This window comes from Rhizobacter sp., from assembly GCF_032229685.1.
Taxonomy (GTDB): domain Bacteria; phylum Pseudomonadota; class Gammaproteobacteria; order Burkholderiales; family Burkholderiaceae_C; genus LMDS01.
The window spans coordinates 108,527-126,905 of sequence record NZ_JAVTWP010000040.1 but is presented as its reverse complement, the minus strand read 5'-3'; the positions used below and the strand labels follow the sequence as shown (position 1 = coordinate 126,905).

The window sequence follows — 18,379 nt, the reverse complement described above, 5'->3', positions numbered from 1 at the left end:
GGGTCAGCCCGGCCCTTCCTGGCGCAGGCTGTTGCCCAAGGCCGTCTTGCGCACGATCACGGCGAACGACTGCACCGGCGCCGCCTTCTCGCCTTCGAGCCGCCACAGGATGCCCGGCGTGCGGATCGGCGTGGGGCTCTCGATCGGGATCATCTGCAGCCCGGTCATGCCCGCCGGCACCGCGTTGATCGCGACGATGGCGCCGACCTCCGAGCGCAGCACCAACCCGAGCATGGGTGCGATCGTCGACATCTCGGCCACCACCAGCGGCTCGGCGCCGCTCGCCTTGAAACACTCTTCGAGCAGCATGCGCGTGGAGAAGTAGTCGGGCAGCAGAACCAGCCGCTGCTGGTGCAGCTCGACCATGCGGATGCGCTTGCGCCCGGCCAGCGGGTGGGCGTCGGAAACCACCAGCACCATCTCTTCGTTGTAGAGCGGCTCGAACCACAGGTCGGTCGGGCCATTGGGCCGGTAGGCGATGCCGATGTCGAGCTCGCCGGCGTGCAGCTTGGTGCCGATCTGGTCGGCCGCCAGTTCTTCCACGCGCACCTGCACCGTCGGGTGGCGCCCCAGGAATTGCGCCACGCACTCCGGGATCAGGCCGATGTTGAAGGTGTGCGTGGCGCCTATGCGCACCTGGCCCGTCAGACCGCCGGCACCGGGCTTGAGCATCGCCATGCCCAGGTCCACCTCTTTGAGCGCGCGCCCGGCGAAGCCGAGAAAAAGCTCGCCGGCCTCGGTCGTCACGACCTTCTTGCCGATGCGGTCGAAGAGTGGCTGGCCCACCTCTTCCTCGAGCTGGCGGATCTGGTGCGACAGCGTCGACTGCGTCACATGCACACGCTCCGCAGCGCGCGTGAAGCTGAGCGTTTCGGCCAAAGCCGTGAAGTAACGAAGATGCCTCAGCTCCATACAAACCCTCATCAATGATCGACGCCATCGATCATATCGATCCAAATATTTCACTTTGCGGAAGGGTGGCGCTTTCCTATCCTTGCGCAGCCAGCACCGGGGCGCCCGGTGCACACAGACCGCTTCAGCGGCGCTCGACGGAGACACCATGCACACACTTTCAACCAGCCCGGCGCGCCGGGTCATGCGGCTGGCGTTCGCACTGGCGCTGGCACTGACCGGCGCCGTCGGCCATGCCCACGACGACGACTCACGCGGCCGCGATCGGGATCGCGACCGTGACCGCAGCTGCCCCGAAGGCCGAGAGACCACGCTGATCAACGGCCGCATCCACACGATGGACAGCGCCAACCGCGTCGTCTCGACCGTCACGATGCGCAACGGCAAGTTCACCGCGGTCGGCCGCGACGACGGAAGCTTCGCGCCGCACGGCTGCCGCCAGATCATCAACCTCGAAGGCCGCACCGTCACCCCGGGCCTCGTCGACAACCACAACCACATCGTGCTGCTCGGGCTGCGCCCGGGTCACCACACGCCGCTCGAATCGGCGGCGTCGTTCGGCGACATCCGCACGATCTACCAGAAGCGCATCCGCTCGGCACCGACAGCGGCCTTCATCACCTCGATCGGCGGGTTCAACCCGGCGCAGTTCACCGAAAAACGCCTGCCCAATCTGGCCGAGCTCGACGCCATCGCGCCGGGCAACCCGGTGTACCTGCAGGTCGGGTTCACCGGGCCCTCGAGCACCAACTCGGCTGGCCGCATATTCTTCGCGAGCCGCGGCATCGTGGTCGGCGCCGACGGTTCGATCGCGGCCAATGCACCCACGGTCGCGGCCCTGAACGCACTGCGCTCGGTGCAGACCTTCGACGACAAGAAGCGCGGCACCATGGACGCCATGACGTACGCGGCCTCGCTCGGCGTCACCTCGAACTTCGACATGGGCGGCTTTCTCATCCCGGGCTCGCCCGATCACGAAGACGAATTCGTGTTCGACGGCGCCGCCAGCTGGGACCCCTACACCGCCTACGACCCGCTGCTCGAGCTGCACCGCAGCGACGACATGAAGGTCCGGGTGCGCATCTTCTTCCTGAGCATGGACAACGCGCAGGCGATCCCGATCCTTTCGCGCCGGCTGCAGAATTCTTTCCGCGACTTCGGCGACGACTGGCTGCGCGTCAGCGGTCTCGGCGAGTTCATCACCAACTGGCCGCTGTTCGGTCAGGTCGTGCCGCCGTCCAATTATCCCGCGGCCGTGCGCAAGGCGGCCGAACGCGGCTGGATCTACCAGCAGCACACCCTCAGTGCGGCCGAGGACAGTGTGGCGATCGATGCCTGGGAAGCCCTGAACGCGAGCGTGCCGATCGCGCCACTGCACTGGTCGGTGGCCCATGCCATGACGATCACGCCGGCCAGCCTCGCACGGCTCAAGAAGCTCGGCGCCGGCGTCGCGTTGCACGGCTTCCGCTACCTGGCCGGCACACCCGCCGCTGCCGGGCCGCCCTACCGCACCGTCGTCGACAGCGGCGTCAAGGTCGGCGCCGGTTCCGACTCGGCCCAGATCTCCGCGCTCAATCCCTGGCTGATGCTCTACTACATGACGACCGGCCGGAACAGCTCGGGCGTCCTCATCAATGCCGGGCAGACCCTGACTCGTCAGGAAGCCTTGCGGCTGTATACCCGTGAGAACGGCTGGTTCAGCAAGGAAGAAGACAAACTCGGGTCGATCGAGGTGGGCAAGCTGGCCGACTTGACGGTGCTCAATGCCGACTACTTCAGCGTTCCCGAAGAATCACTCAAGCGGCTCGGTTCGGTGCTGACGATCGTGGGCGGGCGCGTCGTCCACAACACCGGCGCCGTCAACATCTACGACCGCTGATCCGGCGATTCGCCACCCGCTCGACCCACGGCAAGGAGCCGCGACGATGTCTGAATACAACCAGGAAAAGCTCACGAACGACGTGTTGGCGGCGTTCAACGGCACGCCGGAACCGCGTCTGCGCGAATTGATGACGGCACTGGTCAAGCACGTGCACGCCTTCGCGCGCGAAGTCGACCTGAAGCCCGACGAGTGGCTGGCGGGCCTGAACTTCCTGAACGCCGTGGGCCAGATCTCGACCGAGCGGCGGCCGGAATTCATTCTGCTCTCCGACACGCTGGGCTTGTCGATGATGGTCGTCTCGCTGGCCCAGGCCCGCGCCAGCGGCAACGTGAAAGGCGCGACCGAAGCGACCGAAGCCACCGTCGAAGGCCCGTTCTTCTGGCCCGGCGCGCCCGACCTGCCGCTGGGCGCCGACATCGGCGAAGGCGTGCCCGGCGAACCCGCGTTCTACATGGGCCGCGTGACCGACGTGAACGGCCAACCGCTGGCCGGCGCGTTGCTCGACGTGTGGTCGGGCGACGGCGACGGCAAGTACGACGTGCAGCTGTCCGACACGCCGACGATGCGTGCCCGCGGGCGCTTTCGCACCGACGCCGAAGGCCGCTACTGGTTCTGGTCGATCCTGCCCGCGTACTACCCGATCCCCGACGACGGGCCGGTCGGCCAGATGATGCGCGCCACCGGCCGCAGCATCTACCGCCCGGGGCACATCCACATGCAGGTCTCGGCCCCCGGGCACGTGATGCTGACGACGCACATCTTCGTCGCGGGCAGCCCCTACATCAACGAAGACGCGGTGTTCGGCAAACGCGACAGCCTGGTCGTCGACTTCGACAAGCACCCGGCGGGCAAGGCCGTCGATGGCCGCGAGATGAAGAAGCCCTACCACTCGGCGAGCTTCGACTTCCGCCTCGCGCCCACACCGGCCTGAGCCGACCCACTCCGGCGCGGCCTGCGCGCCACGCCCCACCCAACGCCCAAGGTTCCCATGAAGATCGGCAAGGTCACCGTGCCCCGCACGTCCATCACCACGTCGGACGCACACACCATCGTCGTGCGCGGGCGCGATCTCTCGAAAGACCTGATCGGCAAGGTCTCGTTCGTCGAACACTTCTGCCTGCTGCTCAACGGCCGGCTGCCCACGGCTGGCGAAGCGGCGGTGCTCAACGCCACGCTGGTGGCGATCGCCGACCACGGCCTGGTGCCCAGCGTGCAGGCCGCGCGCATGACCTTCGCGGCCGCGCCCGACGCGATGCAGGGCGCGGTGGCGGCCGGCATCCTGGGCTGCGGCTCGGTGGTGCTCGGTTCGTCGGAAACGGCGGGGCGCCTGTATGTCGAGATCGACGCACAAGTGCAGGCCGGCACCGCTGTCGACGCGGCGGCGCTCGCAGTGATGCAGGCCTGGCGTGCGGCCGGCAAGACGATCCCGGGTTACGGCCACCCATTGCACAAGGAACGTGACGAACGTGTCGGCGCGCTGTTCGACGTCGCGCGTGCCGCCGGCACCGACCTGCGTTTCGTCGCGATCGCCGAAGCGGTCGAAGCGCTGATGCCGCAGGTGCTCAAGAAAGACCTGAAGCTCAATGTCTCGGGCGCCATCCCCGCCGTGCTGCTCGGCGCCGGCTTCCCGGTGCAGGCGCTCAAAGGCGTGCCGATCCTGGCCCGCACGGCCGGGCTGATCGCCCACCTGCTCGAAGAAATCTCGCAGCCGATCGGTTTTGCGCTGTCGTACCAGGCGACGCGCGAGATGGTCTACGACGGCGAAGTTCCTGCCGGATTCGGTGCCCACGAATGATCAAGGTCCTGCAAGGCCTGAAGGTCGTCGAACAAGGCACGTTCATCACGGGCCCGGCCGCCGGCATGCTGCTCGGCGACCTGGGCGCCGACGTGGTCAAGGTCGAGATGCCGAAGACCGGCGACCCGTTCCGCGCCTTCAAGGACGGCCTGTACAGCCCGCACTTCCAGACCTACAACCGCAACAAGCGCAGCATCACGCTCGACACGAAAGACGCGGCGGACCGCGACGTGTTCGACGCGCTGATCGCCGATGCCGATGTCTACATCCAGAACTTCCGTCCCGGCGTGGCCGACAAGCTCGGCGCCGGCGAAGCGCGCTTGCGGGCCTTGAACCCGAAGTTGATCTACTGCTCGATCAGCGGCTTCGGCGCCACCGGGCCGGCCGCCAACCGCCCCGCCTACGACACCGTGGCGCAGGCCGCGAGCGGTTTTCTGAACCTGCTCGTGAACCCGCAGAACCCGCGTGTCGTGGGCCCGGCGATCGCCGATTCGCTGACCGGCTTCTATGCCGCCTACGGTGTGATGGGCGCGCTGTTCGAGCGCGGCCGCACCGGCGTCGGCCGCACCGTGGAAGTCTCGATGCTCGAGGCGATGGCGCACTTCAACCTCGACGCCTTCACGCACTTCTTTCAGGTCAACGAAGTGATGGGCCCTTACAGCCGGCCGAGTGTGTCGCAGTCTTATGTGCTCGAGTGCAGCGACGGCAAGTGGATCGCACTGCACATGTCGTCGCCCGAGAAATTCTGGCAAGGCCTGGCGGTGACGATCGAACAACCCGACCTGTTCAAGGACGCACGGTTCGCCACACGCGACGCGCGCATCGCCAACCAGGAAACGCTGATCGAACTGCTCGGCGAACGTTTCAAGCACCGAACGCGTGACGAGTGGTGCCAGCGCCTGCAGGCGCAAGACGTGCCACACGCGCCGATGTACGACACCAGCGAAGCACTCGCCGACCCGCAGGCCGTGCACCTGGAACTCACGGCCTCGGCCGAGCACCCGGTGATGGGCCTGTTCCGCACCGTGCGCTCGCCGGTTTCGTTCGACGGCCAGCGTGCGCTCGACGTCCGCCCCCCGCCCACGCTCGGCGAACACAACGAAGAAATCCGCGCTGCCGTGAAGGCCCGCACCACGAAAGCCGACGCATGACCCCGACCACCCGCCGCCATGTGCTCGCTGCCAGCCTGCTGGCATTTGCCGGCATCGCCCACGCGCAAGACAACGGCGCCATCAAGATGGTCGTGCCCTTCGGCCCCGGCACCACGACCGACACCGTGAGCCGGGTCGTGGCCGAAGGCCTGGGCAAACAACTCGCCCAGACCGTGATCGTCGACAACCGCGCCGGGGCCGGCGGCTCGGTCGGCAGCGACCAGGTCGCCAAGTCGGCACCCGACGGCAAGACGCTGGTGATGGGCACCGTCGGCACCCACGCCATCAACGCCGCGCTGTTCCGCAAGCTGCCCTACGACACGCTGCGCGACTTTGCGCCCGTCGCATTCATCGGCTACACGCCGACCCTGCTGGTCGTGGCCGCGAACTCGCCCGCCAAGACGCTGAAAGACCTGGCCACGCTGGCCGCACGCCCCGAAGGCGTGACCTTCGCCTCGGCCGGCAACGGCACCTCGGGCCACCTGGCCGGCGAGCTGCTCGCACAGCGCCTCGGCGGCAAGATGATCCACGTGCCCTACAAGGAAGGCGCGGTCGCGATGACGAGCGTGATCGCAGCGCAGGTCGATTTCCTGTTCTACCACCCGGCCGCGGTGATGCCGCAGATCAAGGCCGGCAAGCTGCGTGCGCTCGGCGCGAGCGGCGCCGTGCGCAGTGCTGCAGCGAGCGACGTGCCCACGCTGATGGAGCAAGGCGTGGCCGATTTCGACCTCGTTGCCTGGTTCATGCTGTACGCGCCCGCGGCCACGCCGCCGGCCACGCTCGGCACGCTGCGCACGGCCGCCGCGAGCGCACTCGCCCAGCCCGACGTGGCGAACAGGCTGCGCGAGCAGGGCATCGAACAGCGTGCCATGCGCGTTGAGGAAATGCTGCCGTTCAACAAGACCGAGCTCGTGAAATGGGCCGAACTGGTAAAGCGCTCCGGCGCACAAGTCGATTGATCAACAAGGAGACAAGCCTGATGAACACCCTGAACCTTTCACGCCGCAGCGCCGTCGCGGCCACGCTGCTCGGCCTCTCGGGCCTGGCCTTCGCCCAAGCCGGTACGCCGGTGCGTGTGGGCAGCACGCTCGCGCTGACCGGCCCGCTCTCGGCCACCGCCCAGGTCCACAAGCTGGTCGGCGACATCTACATCGAGCAGGCCAACAAGCGCGGCGGCTGGCTCGGCCGCCCGATCGAGTGGGTCGTGAAAGACGACCAGTCCAAGCCCGACCTGGCGCGCACGCTGTACGAGCAGCTCGTCACCGCCGACAAGGTCGACCTGCTGATGGGCCCGTATGCCACCGGCGCGATCCTCTCGGCCATGGGCGTGGCGCAGCGCTACAACAAGGTGCTGGTGCACCACACGCTGGGCATTCCGTCGCTCGCCAAGTACGACATGCAGTTCCCGGCCTGGTCGCTCGGCAGCGACCCGGCCGTCACCGTGCCGAACACGGTGTTCGACGCGCTCGCCGCCGGCCCCAAGCCGCCGAAGACCGTGGCCGTGGTGACGAGCAAGTTCCCGTCGATCCAGTTCATGTCGGCCGGCGCGCGCGAGGTGATGAAGAAGCGCGGCCTCAATGAAGTGCTGTTCCTCGAGTGGGACTTCGGCAACCGCGACTTCGGCCCGATCGCCAACCGCATCAAGGACGCCAAGCCCGACTTCGTGTGGGTCGGTGCGATCGGCCTCGACGGCAACCTGCTGCTCGACGCGATGAAGAAGATCGACTACGCCCCGCCGCAGCACTTCTACCTGTACCCGTCGCCGGGGCCGCTGGTGTCGCTGCCCGAAGCGAAGAACGCCTTGTCGGTCACGATCTTCGAAGAGCAGCCGCCCTTCACCGCGAACACCGGCGCAGCCGAGTTCGTGGCGATCTACCGCGACCGCGCCACCAAGGCCGGCCTGGCCGACCCGTCGGTCGAAACCCAGGCCGCGGCGTCGTACACCGCCTGGCAGATTCTCGAAGCCGGCGTCGTGGCCACGAAGAGCCTGGACGACAAGAAGATCGCCGACTGGATCAAGGCCAACCGCGTCGACACGCTGCAAGGCAAGCTGCGCTTCAACGGCACCGGCAACTTCGGTGACGACCTGATGCGCGTGAAGCAGGTGCAGAACGGCAAGTGGGTCGTGGTCTGGCCGAAGGAAGTCACCTCTGGCGGCGCCAAGCTGCTCGCGCCGTAAGCACCTTCACATGTCGGGTTTCACGCTGCCCAGCCTCTCGCTGCTGTCGCAAAGCATCCTCTCGGGCGTTTTCGTCGGGGCGCTGTACGGTTTGATGGGCCTGGGCCTCAGCCTGAGCTGGGGCCTGCTCAAGCTCATCAACCTCGCGCACTTCGCGTTCGCGTTCCTCGCCGCCTACGTCTGCTACCAGATGGCGTCGAAGGGCGTGGACCCGTTGCTGACGCTCGGCGTGATCGTGCCCGCGTTCTTCGCGCTCGGCGCGGGCCTGCACTGGGTGATGGCGCGTTTCAAGGTCACGCCTTTCAACTCGCTGCTGCTGACCTTCGGGCTGATGGGCATCATCGAAGCGGTCATCCAGACCATCTGGACGGCCGACTTCCGCAAGCTCGAATCGAGCTACGGCGAGCACAAGTTCAAGCTGGCCGGGCTCTACATGCCGGTGCCCGAGCTGATCACGCTGGTGCTCGCGGTCGCCATCTCGCTCGCGGTGTGGGCCGTGTTGCGCTACACCGACCTCGGCCGCGCGATGCGTGCCGCTGCCGAAGACGCGCCCATCGCGTCGGCCTTCGGTGTGAACCAGAAACGCAACGCGCTGCTGCTGGCCGGCACCTGCTCGGCCCTGGTCAGCATCGCCGGCGTGTGCCTGGCGCTGAGCTTCACGCTCGCACCCTCGCAAATGTACGCGTGGGTCGGCGTCGTGTTCGCGGCCGTGATGCTGGGCGGCCTGGGCCGCGCGCTCGGGCCGCTGATCGCCGGCACCGTGATCGGTGTCAGCGAAGCCATCACGATGGCCGTGACCGCGCCGTCGTGGGCGCCGATCGTCTCGTTCACGCTGCTGATCCTGATCCTGGTGCTGCGCCCGGGAAAGGCCTCGTGATGAAGCGCACACCGCTGATCATCGTTGCCGCCGCCGTCGCGCTGGCCTTCGTGCCGCAGCTCGGCCTGCCGGCGTTCTACGACTCGCTGCTGTACCTGATGCTGCACTGGATCGTGCTCGCGACCTCGTGGAACATTCTCTCGGGTTACACCGGCTACTTCTCGTTCGGCCACGGCGCCTTCTTCGGCGCCGGCCTGTACACCACGAGCACGCTGCTGGCACGCTACGAATGGCCGTTCCTGTGGACGCTGCCGGCCGCCGCGCTGGTGGCCGCGGTGCTCGGCGTGGCGCTCGGCGCGGTCGTGTTCCGCGTCAAGGGCGTGCGTGGCGAACTGTTCGCGCTGCTCACGCTGGCGATCACCTTCGTGATCGGCACCATCGTCGTCAACACGCCGATCGACGGTGGCAACGGCGTGCCGCTCAGCGGCGTGCCGGTGCCGAAGATCGGGCCGACGCAATCGTCCACCTTCTACCTGCTGGCGCTGGCCGCGGCCACGGTGACGATGCTGGTCGCGTGGGCGATCTTCGTCTCGAAGTTCGGCGCCGGCCTGTTCGCGATCCACGACGACGAAGACGCCGCCGAAGTGATGGGCGTGCCGACCTACCGCTACAAACTGATCGCGCTCGCCATCTCTTGCGCCTTGGCCGGCGCGGCCGGCGGCATCCACGCGCTGTTCCTGTCGTACGTGACGGCGGGCGACGTGTTCACGATCACCGTGCCGCTCACGGTCGTGCTGATGAGCGTGCTCGGCGGCACACGCCACTGGGCCGGCCCGGCCGTCGGCGCCGTCGCGATCACGGCGCTGCTCTACAGCTTCACCGCCGCCGACCACGCGATCGCCGGCAAGGCGATGATCGGCGTGGTGCTGATCGCCGCGATCCTGTTCATGCCCGACGGCATCCTGCTGCGGCTGAAGAAGCTGTTCGGCAAGCCGGCCGCGGCGCCGGGGGCAGCGCACGCGCCTTCGTCGCTGGCCGCCGCGGCGCCCGCACCCGCCAGCGCTGCCACCAGCACGCCCGCGAACCACGGCGAAGTGCTGCTGCGTGTGCGCGGCCTGCAGAAGTCGTTCAAGGGCGTGCGTGCGCTGGCCGGGGTCGACGTGGAGGTGCGGCGCGGCGAGATCCTCGGCCTGCTCGGCCCGAACGGCTCGGGCAAGTCGACCTTCATCAACGTCGTCAGCGGCCACTACACACCGACCGCCGGCGAGATCGTTTTCGAAGGCCGCAACCTCACGGGCCTGCCGGCGCACCGCATCGCCGCGGCCGGCATCGCGCGCACGTACCAGATCCCGCGCCCGTTCCCGCACATGACGGTGCTCGACAACGTGGCGCTGGCCACGATGTTCGGCGGCTCCGTGCCCGACCCCGCCGACGCGCGCCGGCAGGCCATGGACTGGCTCGAATTCACCGGCCTGGCCGAGAAGGCGAACGCGCACCCCGACGACCTCAACCTGCACCAGCGCAAGTTCCTCGAACTCGCGCGCGCACTCGCCTCGCGCCCGCGCCTGGTGCTGCTCGACGAAGTGCTGTGCGGCCTCACGCCGAGCGAGATCGACGACGCGGTGGCGCTGATCCGGCGCATCCGCGACCAGGGTTCGACCATCGTGTTCGTCGAACACGTGATGCGTGCCGTGATGGCGCTGACCGACCGCATCGTCGTCTTCAACCACGGCGAGCTGCTGGCCGAAGGCAGCGCCACCGACGTGATGCAACGCCCCGAAGTGATGACCGCCTACCTGGGCAAACCGCACGCGCCGCCGGCGCCACCGATGGAGCCGGCCCATGCTTGAAGTCCACGACCTGCAGGTGGCCTACGGCGCGGCACCGGCGCTCTGGGGTGTGTCGCTCGAAGTGCGCAGCGGCGAACTGCTGTGCGTCGTCGGCCCGAACGGCGCCGGCAAGACCACGCTGATCAACACGCTGGCCGGCATCTTGCGCGCGCGCGCCGGGCGCATCGTGTTCGAAGGCCACGACATCACGCAACTCGCACCGCACCGCTTCTGCGAAGCCGGCATCGCGATCGTGCCCGAAGGCCGGCGTTTGTTCACCGGCATGAGCGTGCTCGAGAACCTGGAGCTCGGCAGCTACTTGCCGGCCGCGAAAGCGCAGCGCAAGCAGTCGCTCGAAGCAGCGATCGAGCTGTTCCCGGTCTTGAAGGAAAAGCTCGCGGCCCCGGCCGGCGAGCTCTCGGGCGGGCAGCAGCAGATGGTCGCGATCGCCCGCGCCTTGATGGCGCGGCCCCGGCTCCTGCTGCTCGACGAACCTTCGCTCGGCCTGTCGCCACTCATCGTGCACGACATGTTCGCGGCGATCCGGCGCATCAACGCCGAAGGCATGTCGGTCTTGATGGTCGAGCAGAACGTCGTGATGGCGATGGGCGTCTCGACCCGCGCCTACGTGCTCGAAGAAGGCCGCATCGTCGCCGACGGTGCGCCCGACGAACTGCTCGCCCGCCCAGAAATCCAGCGCGCCTACCTGGGCGTGTGAACACCACGACAACGGAGACGACCTCATCATGCTGTTCCCCACCACCATCGTCGGCAGCTTCCCGCAACCCGACTGGCTGATCGACCGCGAAAAGCTGGCAGGGCGCTTCCCGCCGCGCACCCGGGCGCGCGAGCTGTGGCGCATTCCGCCCCAATACCTTGAAGAGGCGCAAGACGACGCCACGCTGATCGCGATCCGCGCGCAGGAAGAAGCGGGCCTCGACATCGTGACCGACGGCGAGATCCGGCGCGAGAGTTACTCGAACCGCTTCGCGACCGCGCTCGAAGGCGTGGACCTCGACAACCCCGGCACCGCGCTCGACCGCTCGGGCCACCCGAACCCGGTGCCGCGCATCGTCGGCAAGATCCGCCGCAAGCACGCGGTCGAGGTCGACGACCTGAAGTTCCTGCGCGCCAACACCGACCGCATGGTGAAGATCACCGTGCCCGGCCCGTTCACGATGCTGCAACAGGCTCAGAACGACTATTACAAGAGCGAAGAAGAAGCGGCGATGGACTACGCCGCCGCCGTGAACGCCGAGATCCGCGACCTGTTCGCGGCCGGCGCCGACGTGGTGCAGATCGACGAGCCCTACATGCAGGCGCGCCCCGAGAAGGCACGGCAATACGGCCTGGCCGCGCTGAACCGCGCGCTCGAAGGCATCACCGGCACGACCGCGGTGCACATCTGCTTCGGCTACGCCGCGATCATCCACGCGCGACCGAGCGGCTATTCCTTTCTGCCCGAACTGGCGCAGTGCAGCTGCAAGCAGGTGTCGATCGAGACCGCGCAATCGCACCTCGACTGCTCGGCCTTGCAGGCGCTCGACGGCAAGCGGGTGATGGTGGGTTGCATCGACCTCTCCGACCCGGCCGTCGAGACGGTCGACACCATCGTGCAGCGCATCGAGCGTGCACTGCCCTACGTGAAGGCAGAAAACGTGATCCTCGCGCCCGACTGCGGCATGAAGTACCTGCCGCGCGAAACCGCCATCGGCAAACTGCGCGCGATGGTCGAAGCGGCCAAAGTGCTGCGGAGTCGGCACGGCGGCTGAGTGCCATGCTGTTCGCTTTCCACCTGACCGACCGCGCGGATGCCGGTGACCTGCGCCAGCGCGTGCGGCCCGAGCACAAGGCGTATCTCGCCCAGGTGGCCAATCGCATCGCGTTCGCTGGCCCGCTGCTCGCCGAAGACGGCCAGACGATGCGCGGCAGCCTGCTCGTGATCGACTTCGCCGACCGTGCTTCGGCGCTCGCGTGGCTGACGCAAGAGCCGTTCACGCGCGCCGGCCTCTACGGTGCATCGCAGGTGCACGCTTTCACCAACCTCTGGCCACAACGCGCGGGGTTCGTCGACACACCGATCTGAGTTCGAATCACCCAGCACTGCGTGAGCAGACAAACCAACAACGGGTCATGGCTGGGCGTGACTCACTTTGCAGGAGACAAGGCCATGTGCAGACTCTGTGACGAAGGGAAACCCCAGAACCATTTCGGCTCGCGAAGAAACTTCTTCAAGACCGCGGCCGCGACGGGTGCGGCAGCCACCGCGTTCAACCTGCTCGCGGCCGGCCCGGCCGCGGCGCACGAAGACCGCGAGCCCGAAGAGAGCGGCCGGCATGGCCGGCGCTACGTGATCCGCGGCGGCGCCGTGATGTCGATGGACCCGAAGGTCGGTGACTTCGCGCAGGCCGACGTGCTGGTCGAAGGCAAGAAGATCGTGGCCATCGGGCGCAGCCTGCACGCCGGCGGCGCGGCCGAGATCGACGCGCGCGGCCGCATCGTGATGCCGGGTTTCATCGACACCCACCACCACCTGTTCGAGACCGCGCTGCGCAGCTTTCTGGCCGACGGCATCCTGATCAACGACGGCTCGGGCTCGCGCAGCGCCGACCCGACCTACTTCGAGTACATCCTGCTCAAGTTCGCGCCGGTCTACCGCCCGCAAGACGTCTACATCAACCAGCTGTTCGGCTCGCTCAGCCAGCTCGACGCGGGCGTGACGACGGTGCACGACATCTCGCAGATCCACCACTCGCCGCAGCACTCCGACGCCGCGATCAAGGGCATCATGGACTCGGGCCGGCGCGCCGTGTTCGGCTATTTCGAGAGCGCGGGCGCTGCGATCCTCGGCACCAACCCGGGCAACAAGTACCCGGGCGACGCGGCCCGCATCAAGAAGCAGTGGTTCTCGTCGAACGACCAGCTGATGACGATGGTGATGGGCGGCGAGCTCTACCTGCCGGGTTACGAGCAGGCCTGGAAGATCGGGCGCGAGCTCGGCCTGCAGGTGGCCTGCCATGTGCTGTCGCCGTTCGGCATCCGCCCGATCTTCGACCTGCTCGCACAGGGCAAGGGCGGCGACAGCGGCACGCTCGGCCTCGGGCCCGACAACCTGTTCGTGCACATGACTGGCATGTCCGACATGGGCTGGCAGCGCGCGAAGGACGCCGGCGCCCACGTGTCGCTCGCGGTGCCGATCGAGATGAACATGCGCCACGGCATGCCGCCGATCCTGAAGATGCAGAGCCTGGGCATGGAGCCGTCGCTCAGCACCGACGTGGAGTGCACGCTCACGGCCGACTTCTTCACCCAGATGCGCTCTACCATGAACGTGCAGCGTGCGCTGGTGAACCAGATAGTGCTCGAGCAAGGCACGCTGTCGCCACCCACGCAGTACCCGACGCCGGCTGCCGGCGTGCCCAACCTGCTGACCACGCGCGACGTGCTGCGCTACGCCACGCTGAACGGTGCCAAGGGGTTGAGGCTCGACCACAAGGTCGGCTCGCTCACACCGGGCAAGGAAGCCGACATCATCATCCTCGACGCGGAAGCGATCAACGTGGCGCCGCTCAACAGCGTGCCCGGCGCGGTGGTCTCGCTGATGGAACGCTCCAACGTCGAAACCGTCATCGTCGCCGGCAAGGTGCGCAAGTGGAAAGGGCGTCTGCTCGACACCAACCTCAACCGGTTGCGCAACCAGCTCGAAGACTCGCGCGACTACCTGTTCAGTGCGGCCGGCATCGCGAAGGACGTGTTCCGCTGACGGGCCGGGTGAGGGGGTGGCAAGCGGGCTTTCCCGGTTCGGGTAACTGACATCCCGTATTCGCGGGGGTGTGCAATTCACGAATGTGACGAGATGATTCATTCATGAACAAGCCCGCCGCCACCCTCAAGAAGACCCGGTCCTCTTCGGACTTTCTCGGAGCGTTCTGCTTCGTCGTGCTCGTGCTGACCGTGCTCTACGCCACGCTCACGACCGGCTGATCGGCCCGCCGGTCAAGAGAGCCGCTTCACGCCTTCGAGCGGGCAGGCGTAGATCGCGTTGCGCAGCGCCGCGATCGCTTCGTAGCGCGTGAAGGTGCGGCGCCACACCAGCACCACGCGGCGCGTGGGCACCGGCTTCGTGAACGGGATGTACTTGATGTGCGGCTGCGCGTCTTTGGGCACGCTGAGCTGCGGCACCACCGTGACACCCATGCCCGAGGCCACCATGTACTTGATGGTCTCGAGCGACGAACCCTCGAAGCTCTTGCGGATGCCTTCGGCCTCGCTGCTGGCGAAGCGTGCGTACTCGGGGCAGACCTCGAGCACGTGGTCACGAAAGCAGTGGCCGGTGCCGAGCAGCAGCATGGTCTCGCTCTTCAGCTCTTCGGTGCTCAGGTTCTTGCGCTTGGCCAGCGCGTGGGTCTTGGGCACCGCCGCCATGAAGGGCTCGTCGTAGAGCGGCGCCACCGCGAGGCCGGTGTCGGGGAAAGGCTCGGCCATGATCGCGCAGTCGAGCTCGCCGACGCGAAGCATCTCGAGCAGCTTGGCGGTGAAGTTCTCCTGCAGCATCAGCGGCATCTGCGGCACGTGCTCGATCGCCTGGCGCACCAGGTCGGGCAGCAGGTAGGGGCCGATCGTGTAGATCACGCCCAGCCGCAGCGGGCCCGAGACCGGGTCTTTGCCACGCTTGGCGATCTCCTTGATCGCCGCGGCCTGCTCGATCACGGTCTGCGCCTGGCGCACGATCTCTTCGCCCAGCGGCGTGACTGTCACCTCGTTCGCACCGCGCTCGAAGACCTTCACGTCGAGCTCTTCCTCGAGCTTCTTGATCGAGACGCTGAGCGTCGGTTGCGACACGAAGCAGGCTTCGGCAGCACGCCCGAAGTGGCGCTCGCGGGCCACGGCAACGATGTAGCGGAGTTCGGTGAGGGTCATTTGATGGCTGCGAGATGGCAAGGCGCAGGGTGTCGATCGTATCCGGCGGCCGGCCATGAGTGCACGAACTAGGGGTGCCCGCCTGCGCCACCCTAGAACGTGGTCTGCCGAAGCCGCGGCCGGTTCCTAAACTGGATTGCAGTCTCTCGAACCCGCACTGCCGTGCCATCCAAACCATCGGATCGTCATCATGAAACTCTCTCCCGAAGCCCGTCTCTTCATCGCGATCGCCTACGTGGGCCTCACGGTCTGGTTGTTCGACGCGGTCGCCTCGCTGGCCCGCCCGGCGCAGGTCGAGTCTCAAGCGCCGCTGTCTTCAGCACCGGTCATCGTCGCCAAGGCGGCCGTGCCGCAGCGTTGACAGGCCCTAGAACCTTTCAAGCACCTTGACTCCCGGTCGGGGCCGGCTCACGTAGCCCACCGCGCCGGGGGTCGTGCGAACGAACTCCACGACCTCGGCATCGCTGCCCTTGCGCGCCGGGGCAGCCAGGCCCTCGCGGAAAGTCTTCTTGGTCCATCGGGCAGCGTACTTTTGTGCATCGGTCTGCAGCACCCCCGACAGGAATTCAGTCTGGATCGCCGTGTTGTCCACGGGCACCAGCTTGAGCGTCCCGGCGAACTGCTTTTCACCCAGAAAGACATCGCGGATCTCTTCGCTGCTGAGGCTCACGCTCGGGTGCGCGATCACTTCGCCTGCGATCGCACTGCCATGAGCCAGCATGGCGATCGACAGGCACGCGAAGACAAAGCGTTTCATCGCCCGCCGCTCAGAAGGCGATCGAGTACTGCAGCGAAGCGCGCCGGAAGCTGGCACCCGGCCACGAGGTCGACACTCCGTTCTCGTCGAGCAGCAGCGCTGGCGCCTCCTTGGTGTGGCTCAGCTCGAACTTCAGCGACGACCGGGAGCCCAGTGCATAGCGCGCCCCGACCACACTTCGCCGGTAGGACTTGCCTGCAAGCTGGGTCCGGAAGTAGTTGTCCTGAGAGTCCAGCGACGCCTGCTCGTAGCGCACGAATGGCGTCAGCGAACCGTAGGTGCGGCCGACATGAACGAACCAGGCCCGGCTCGACCGAGCGGCACCGCCCGCCTGCTCGGTGTTCCTGAAGCCGTAGTACTCGCCGATGGCTTCCCAGTCGTCGGCGTCATAGCCGAAGTAGGCACCACCCATGCGCAGACGGGTCTGGCCGAGCGTGGCACCGGAATTCGCATTCGCGGTCACGGTGGAGCCGAAGCCGTGTAGGCCGGTCGTCAGCCCGCCGAGAGGCCCGGCCAGTTGGTACCCCAGGTTGAAGCCGAGCATCTTGCCGCTGCTGTCGTCGGTGAACGTGTTCGGGTCGAGGCGGCCGTTGTTGATGCGCGGCCCGTTGCTCAGGTAGCTGTCATAGGTGAGCTTTCCGCCACCGAGCCGGGTCTTGCCACTGGCCCAGAGGCCGACGGAGTGCGCCGGGATGATGCCGCCCTTGTCTTCGAATTCCACGAACCGGGGGCGGTAGATCGATGTCTGCAGGTTGGCCCCGTGGTGGTACGAGGTGTTCCACAGCCCGATGGGCGTGTGGAAGCGCCCGGCCCACACCGTGAGAGCGTCGCTCACGGTGTAGCCCAGTTGAAGGCGCTCTATCTCGACTTCGCCCTTGCCGTCGCGCTCGAACTCGAAGGCAATCTCTGCCAGGGCCTTGACGCGGTCGCCGAACTGCGGCGTCAGATACAGGTCCAGCGTTCCGACGCTGAACCCGCGCAGCTTCTGCGTGTCGGCGCCGCTCGACCAGCCGGCGCCAACGTCGGCAAAACCGTGCAGCGGCAAGCCGGTGTCCTGCTCACGCTTGCTCAGGCCCGCGGATATCTGCGTGACACTTTCCTGCAGGAGCACGATGTCCTTGGACTGCTCGACGTGTGCTGCGATGGGCTCGCGTTCGGCGGTGGTCGCTGCCTGGCTCTTTGCGCGACGCTCGAGTTCGGCCACGCGCGCGGCCAGCGTCTCGATCAGCTGCACGCTGCGCTCCAGGCGCTTCTCGAGCGCCTTGATCTTGTCGGCCTGGTCGTCGGCGTGTGCGGGCGGTGCCAGCAGAAGACAAGCGGCGGCCACTGCACCTGTCGGCACCAGGAGTCTGGTGAACCAGTGTCTGCTCATCATCGCAAGTCCCCTTCGGAGTCGATCCGGGCCGAACGGCGGTCGGCGTGGCCCGACAAGTCTAGCGAGACCGTCTTGATTTCGGGGCACCGAAACCCGCGGGCGGGGCTGTTCGAGCGGAGCAGCTTGCCGTATCTTTCACGCGTTCGCGCTCGCGTCGCTTGCCGCCGATGCGGCGTCACTCGCCAATTGCGTTAGGCTTTGTCAAGAACCCGCCCTGCCGTCATGCACCCGATTCGCCTGCTTTGCGCCGCAGCCGCCATCGTCATCATTGGTGGCTGGTCGGACAGCGCGCGTGCGCAGGATCTCTACCGCACCGAGGGGCGCTGGCTCGATGACCAGTCGCATTCCTTCAGGCTCGAGCAACTGCGCGGAACGCCCACGGTGGTGACGATGGCGTACGGCGCCTGTCGGCGAGTCTGTTCGACCAGCCTGCGCGTGCTCGAGCAATTGCAGGCGCTGGCCGACGAGCGCCATGCCACGATCAACGTCGTCGTCATCGGGCTCGACCCCAGCCAGGACCGGCCTGCCGACTGGGCCGGGTACCGCGCCGCGCGAAAACTGAACCGCGCGAACTGGCAGTTTCTCTCTGGCGACGAAGCGTCGACGCGCCGCATCGCGAACCGGCTCGGCGTGCGCTACTGGCGCTATGGCGAGCACACCATGCACGATTTCAAGGTCGTGCTGCTGTCGGCCGAAGGCGCGCCCGTTCGAAGCATCGACAGCTTCGATCAGGAACTGGCCGTGCTCTTGCCCTGAGGCGCT

18 protein-coding genes are annotated in these 18,379 nt (G+C 67.2%); 14 read left to right on the top strand and 4 right to left on the bottom strand.

Annotated elements, in window-relative coordinates:
- Nucleotides 1-3: 3 nt before the first annotated feature.
- Nucleotides 4-912 (bottom strand): LysR substrate-binding domain-containing protein, encoded by a 909-nt coding sequence (locus AC30PD_RS18660; protein WP_489537180.1) that lies wholly within the window; start codon nucleotides 910-912, stop codon nucleotides 4-6.
- 148 nt (nucleotides 913-1,060) lie between these two features.
- Between AC30PD_RS18660 and AC30PD_RS18655 the strand changes: the two genes are divergently transcribed.
- The 12 genes from AC30PD_RS18655 to AC30PD_RS18600 all read left to right on the top strand — a co-directional run bounded on the left by AC30PD_RS18655 (nucleotide 1,061) and on the right by AC30PD_RS18600 (nucleotide 14,328).
- Nucleotides 1,061-2,791, top strand: coding sequence for an amidohydrolase (locus AC30PD_RS18655; RefSeq protein ID WP_489537179.1), 1,731 nt, complete (start codon nucleotides 1,061-1,063; stop codon nucleotides 2,789-2,791).
- A gap of 46 nt (nucleotides 2,792-2,837) precedes the next feature.
- The gene (locus AC30PD_RS18650; RefSeq protein WP_489537178.1) at nucleotides 2,838-3,725 is read left to right on the top strand and encodes a dioxygenase family protein; all 888 of its coding nucleotides are present in this window, start codon (nucleotides 2,838-2,840) and stop codon (nucleotides 3,723-3,725) included.
- A 57-nt stretch (nucleotides 3,726-3,782) separates the two neighbouring features.
- Nucleotides 3,783-4,589, top strand: coding sequence for a citryl-CoA lyase (locus AC30PD_RS18645; protein WP_489537177.1), 807 nt, complete (start codon nucleotides 3,783-3,785; stop codon nucleotides 4,587-4,589).
- Nucleotides 4,586-5,740 carry a CaiB/BaiF CoA transferase family protein gene (locus AC30PD_RS18640; RefSeq protein WP_489537176.1) on the top strand — a complete coding sequence of 385 codons (1,155 nt, stop codon included), beginning with the start codon at nucleotides 4,586-4,588 and terminating at the stop codon, nucleotides 5,738-5,740. Before AC30PD_RS18645 ends, AC30PD_RS18640 begins: the two co-directional genes overlap by 4 nt.
- Complete coding sequence (locus AC30PD_RS18635; RefSeq protein WP_489537175.1) at nucleotides 5,737-6,699, top strand: Bug family tripartite tricarboxylate transporter substrate binding protein; 963 nt, start codon at nucleotides 5,737-5,739, stop codon at nucleotides 6,697-6,699. Before AC30PD_RS18640 ends, AC30PD_RS18635 begins: the two co-directional genes overlap by 4 nt.
- A 20-nt stretch (nucleotides 6,700-6,719) precedes the next feature.
- A complete protein-coding gene (locus AC30PD_RS18630; protein ID WP_489537174.1) occupies nucleotides 6,720-7,919 on the top strand; it encodes an amino acid ABC transporter substrate-binding protein in 1,200 nt (399 codons plus the stop codon).
- 10 nt (nucleotides 7,920-7,929) lie between these two features.
- Nucleotides 7,930-8,796 carry a branched-chain amino acid ABC transporter permease gene (locus AC30PD_RS18625; RefSeq protein ID WP_489537173.1) on the top strand — a complete coding sequence of 289 codons (867 nt, stop codon included), beginning with the start codon at nucleotides 7,930-7,932 and terminating at the stop codon, nucleotides 8,794-8,796.
- Nucleotides 8,796-10,586, top strand: a complete 1,791-nt coding sequence (locus tag AC30PD_RS18620; RefSeq protein ID WP_489537172.1) for a branched-chain amino acid ABC transporter ATP-binding protein/permease — start codon at nucleotides 8,796-8,798, stop codon at nucleotides 10,584-10,586. Before AC30PD_RS18625 ends, AC30PD_RS18620 begins: the two co-directional genes overlap by 1 nt.
- The gene (locus tag AC30PD_RS18615) at nucleotides 10,579-11,283 is read left to right on the top strand and encodes an ABC transporter ATP-binding protein (protein WP_489537171.1); all 705 of its coding nucleotides are present in this window, start codon (nucleotides 10,579-10,581) and stop codon (nucleotides 11,281-11,283) included. Before AC30PD_RS18620 ends, AC30PD_RS18615 begins: the two co-directional genes overlap by 8 nt.
- Nucleotides 11,284-11,311: 28 nt before the next feature.
- Nucleotides 11,312-12,337, top strand: a complete 1,026-nt coding sequence (locus AC30PD_RS18610; RefSeq protein WP_489537170.1) for a uroporphyrinogen decarboxylase family protein — start codon at nucleotides 11,312-11,314, stop codon at nucleotides 12,335-12,337.
- Nucleotides 12,338-12,342: 5 nt separating this feature from the next.
- Complete coding sequence (locus AC30PD_RS18605) at nucleotides 12,343-12,651, top strand: YciI family protein (RefSeq protein WP_489537169.1); 309 nt, start codon at nucleotides 12,343-12,345, stop codon at nucleotides 12,649-12,651.
- An 84-nt stretch (nucleotides 12,652-12,735) separates the two neighbouring features.
- On the top strand, nucleotides 12,736-14,328 hold the full coding sequence (locus tag AC30PD_RS18600) for an amidohydrolase family protein (protein ID WP_489537168.1): 1,593 nt from the start codon (nucleotides 12,736-12,738) through the stop codon (nucleotides 14,326-14,328).
- A 233-nt stretch (nucleotides 14,329-14,561) separates the two neighbouring features.
- On the opposite strand, the gene AC30PD_RS18595 is transcribed toward AC30PD_RS18600, so the two are convergent.
- A complete protein-coding gene (locus AC30PD_RS18595) occupies nucleotides 14,562-15,485 on the bottom strand; it encodes a LysR substrate-binding domain-containing protein (RefSeq protein WP_489537167.1) in 924 nt (307 codons plus the stop codon).
- Between the two features lie 190 nt (nucleotides 15,486-15,675).
- Between AC30PD_RS18595 and AC30PD_RS18590 the strand changes: the two genes are divergently transcribed.
- Nucleotides 15,676-15,846 (top strand): hypothetical protein, encoded by a 171-nt coding sequence (locus AC30PD_RS18590; protein ID WP_489537166.1) that lies wholly within the window; start codon nucleotides 15,676-15,678, stop codon nucleotides 15,844-15,846.
- A gap of 6 nt (nucleotides 15,847-15,852) precedes the next feature.
- On the opposite strand, the gene AC30PD_RS18585 is transcribed toward AC30PD_RS18590, so the two are convergent.
- Complete coding sequence (locus AC30PD_RS18585) at nucleotides 15,853-16,242, bottom strand: hypothetical protein (RefSeq protein ID WP_489537165.1); 390 nt, start codon at nucleotides 16,240-16,242, stop codon at nucleotides 15,853-15,855.
- Nucleotides 16,243-16,252: 10 nt separating this feature from the next.
- Nucleotides 16,253-17,617, bottom strand: coding sequence for a hypothetical protein (locus tag AC30PD_RS18580; protein ID WP_489537164.1), 1,365 nt, complete (start codon nucleotides 17,615-17,617; stop codon nucleotides 16,253-16,255).
- Between the two features lie 222 nt (nucleotides 17,618-17,839).
- Here AC30PD_RS18580 and AC30PD_RS18575 point away from each other — a divergent pair, with 222 nt between their 5' ends.
- The gene (locus tag AC30PD_RS18575; RefSeq protein ID WP_489537163.1) at nucleotides 17,840-18,373 is read left to right on the top strand and encodes an SCO family protein; all 534 of its coding nucleotides are present in this window, start codon (nucleotides 17,840-17,842) and stop codon (nucleotides 18,371-18,373) included.
- Nucleotides 18,374-18,379: the final 6 nt, after the last annotated feature.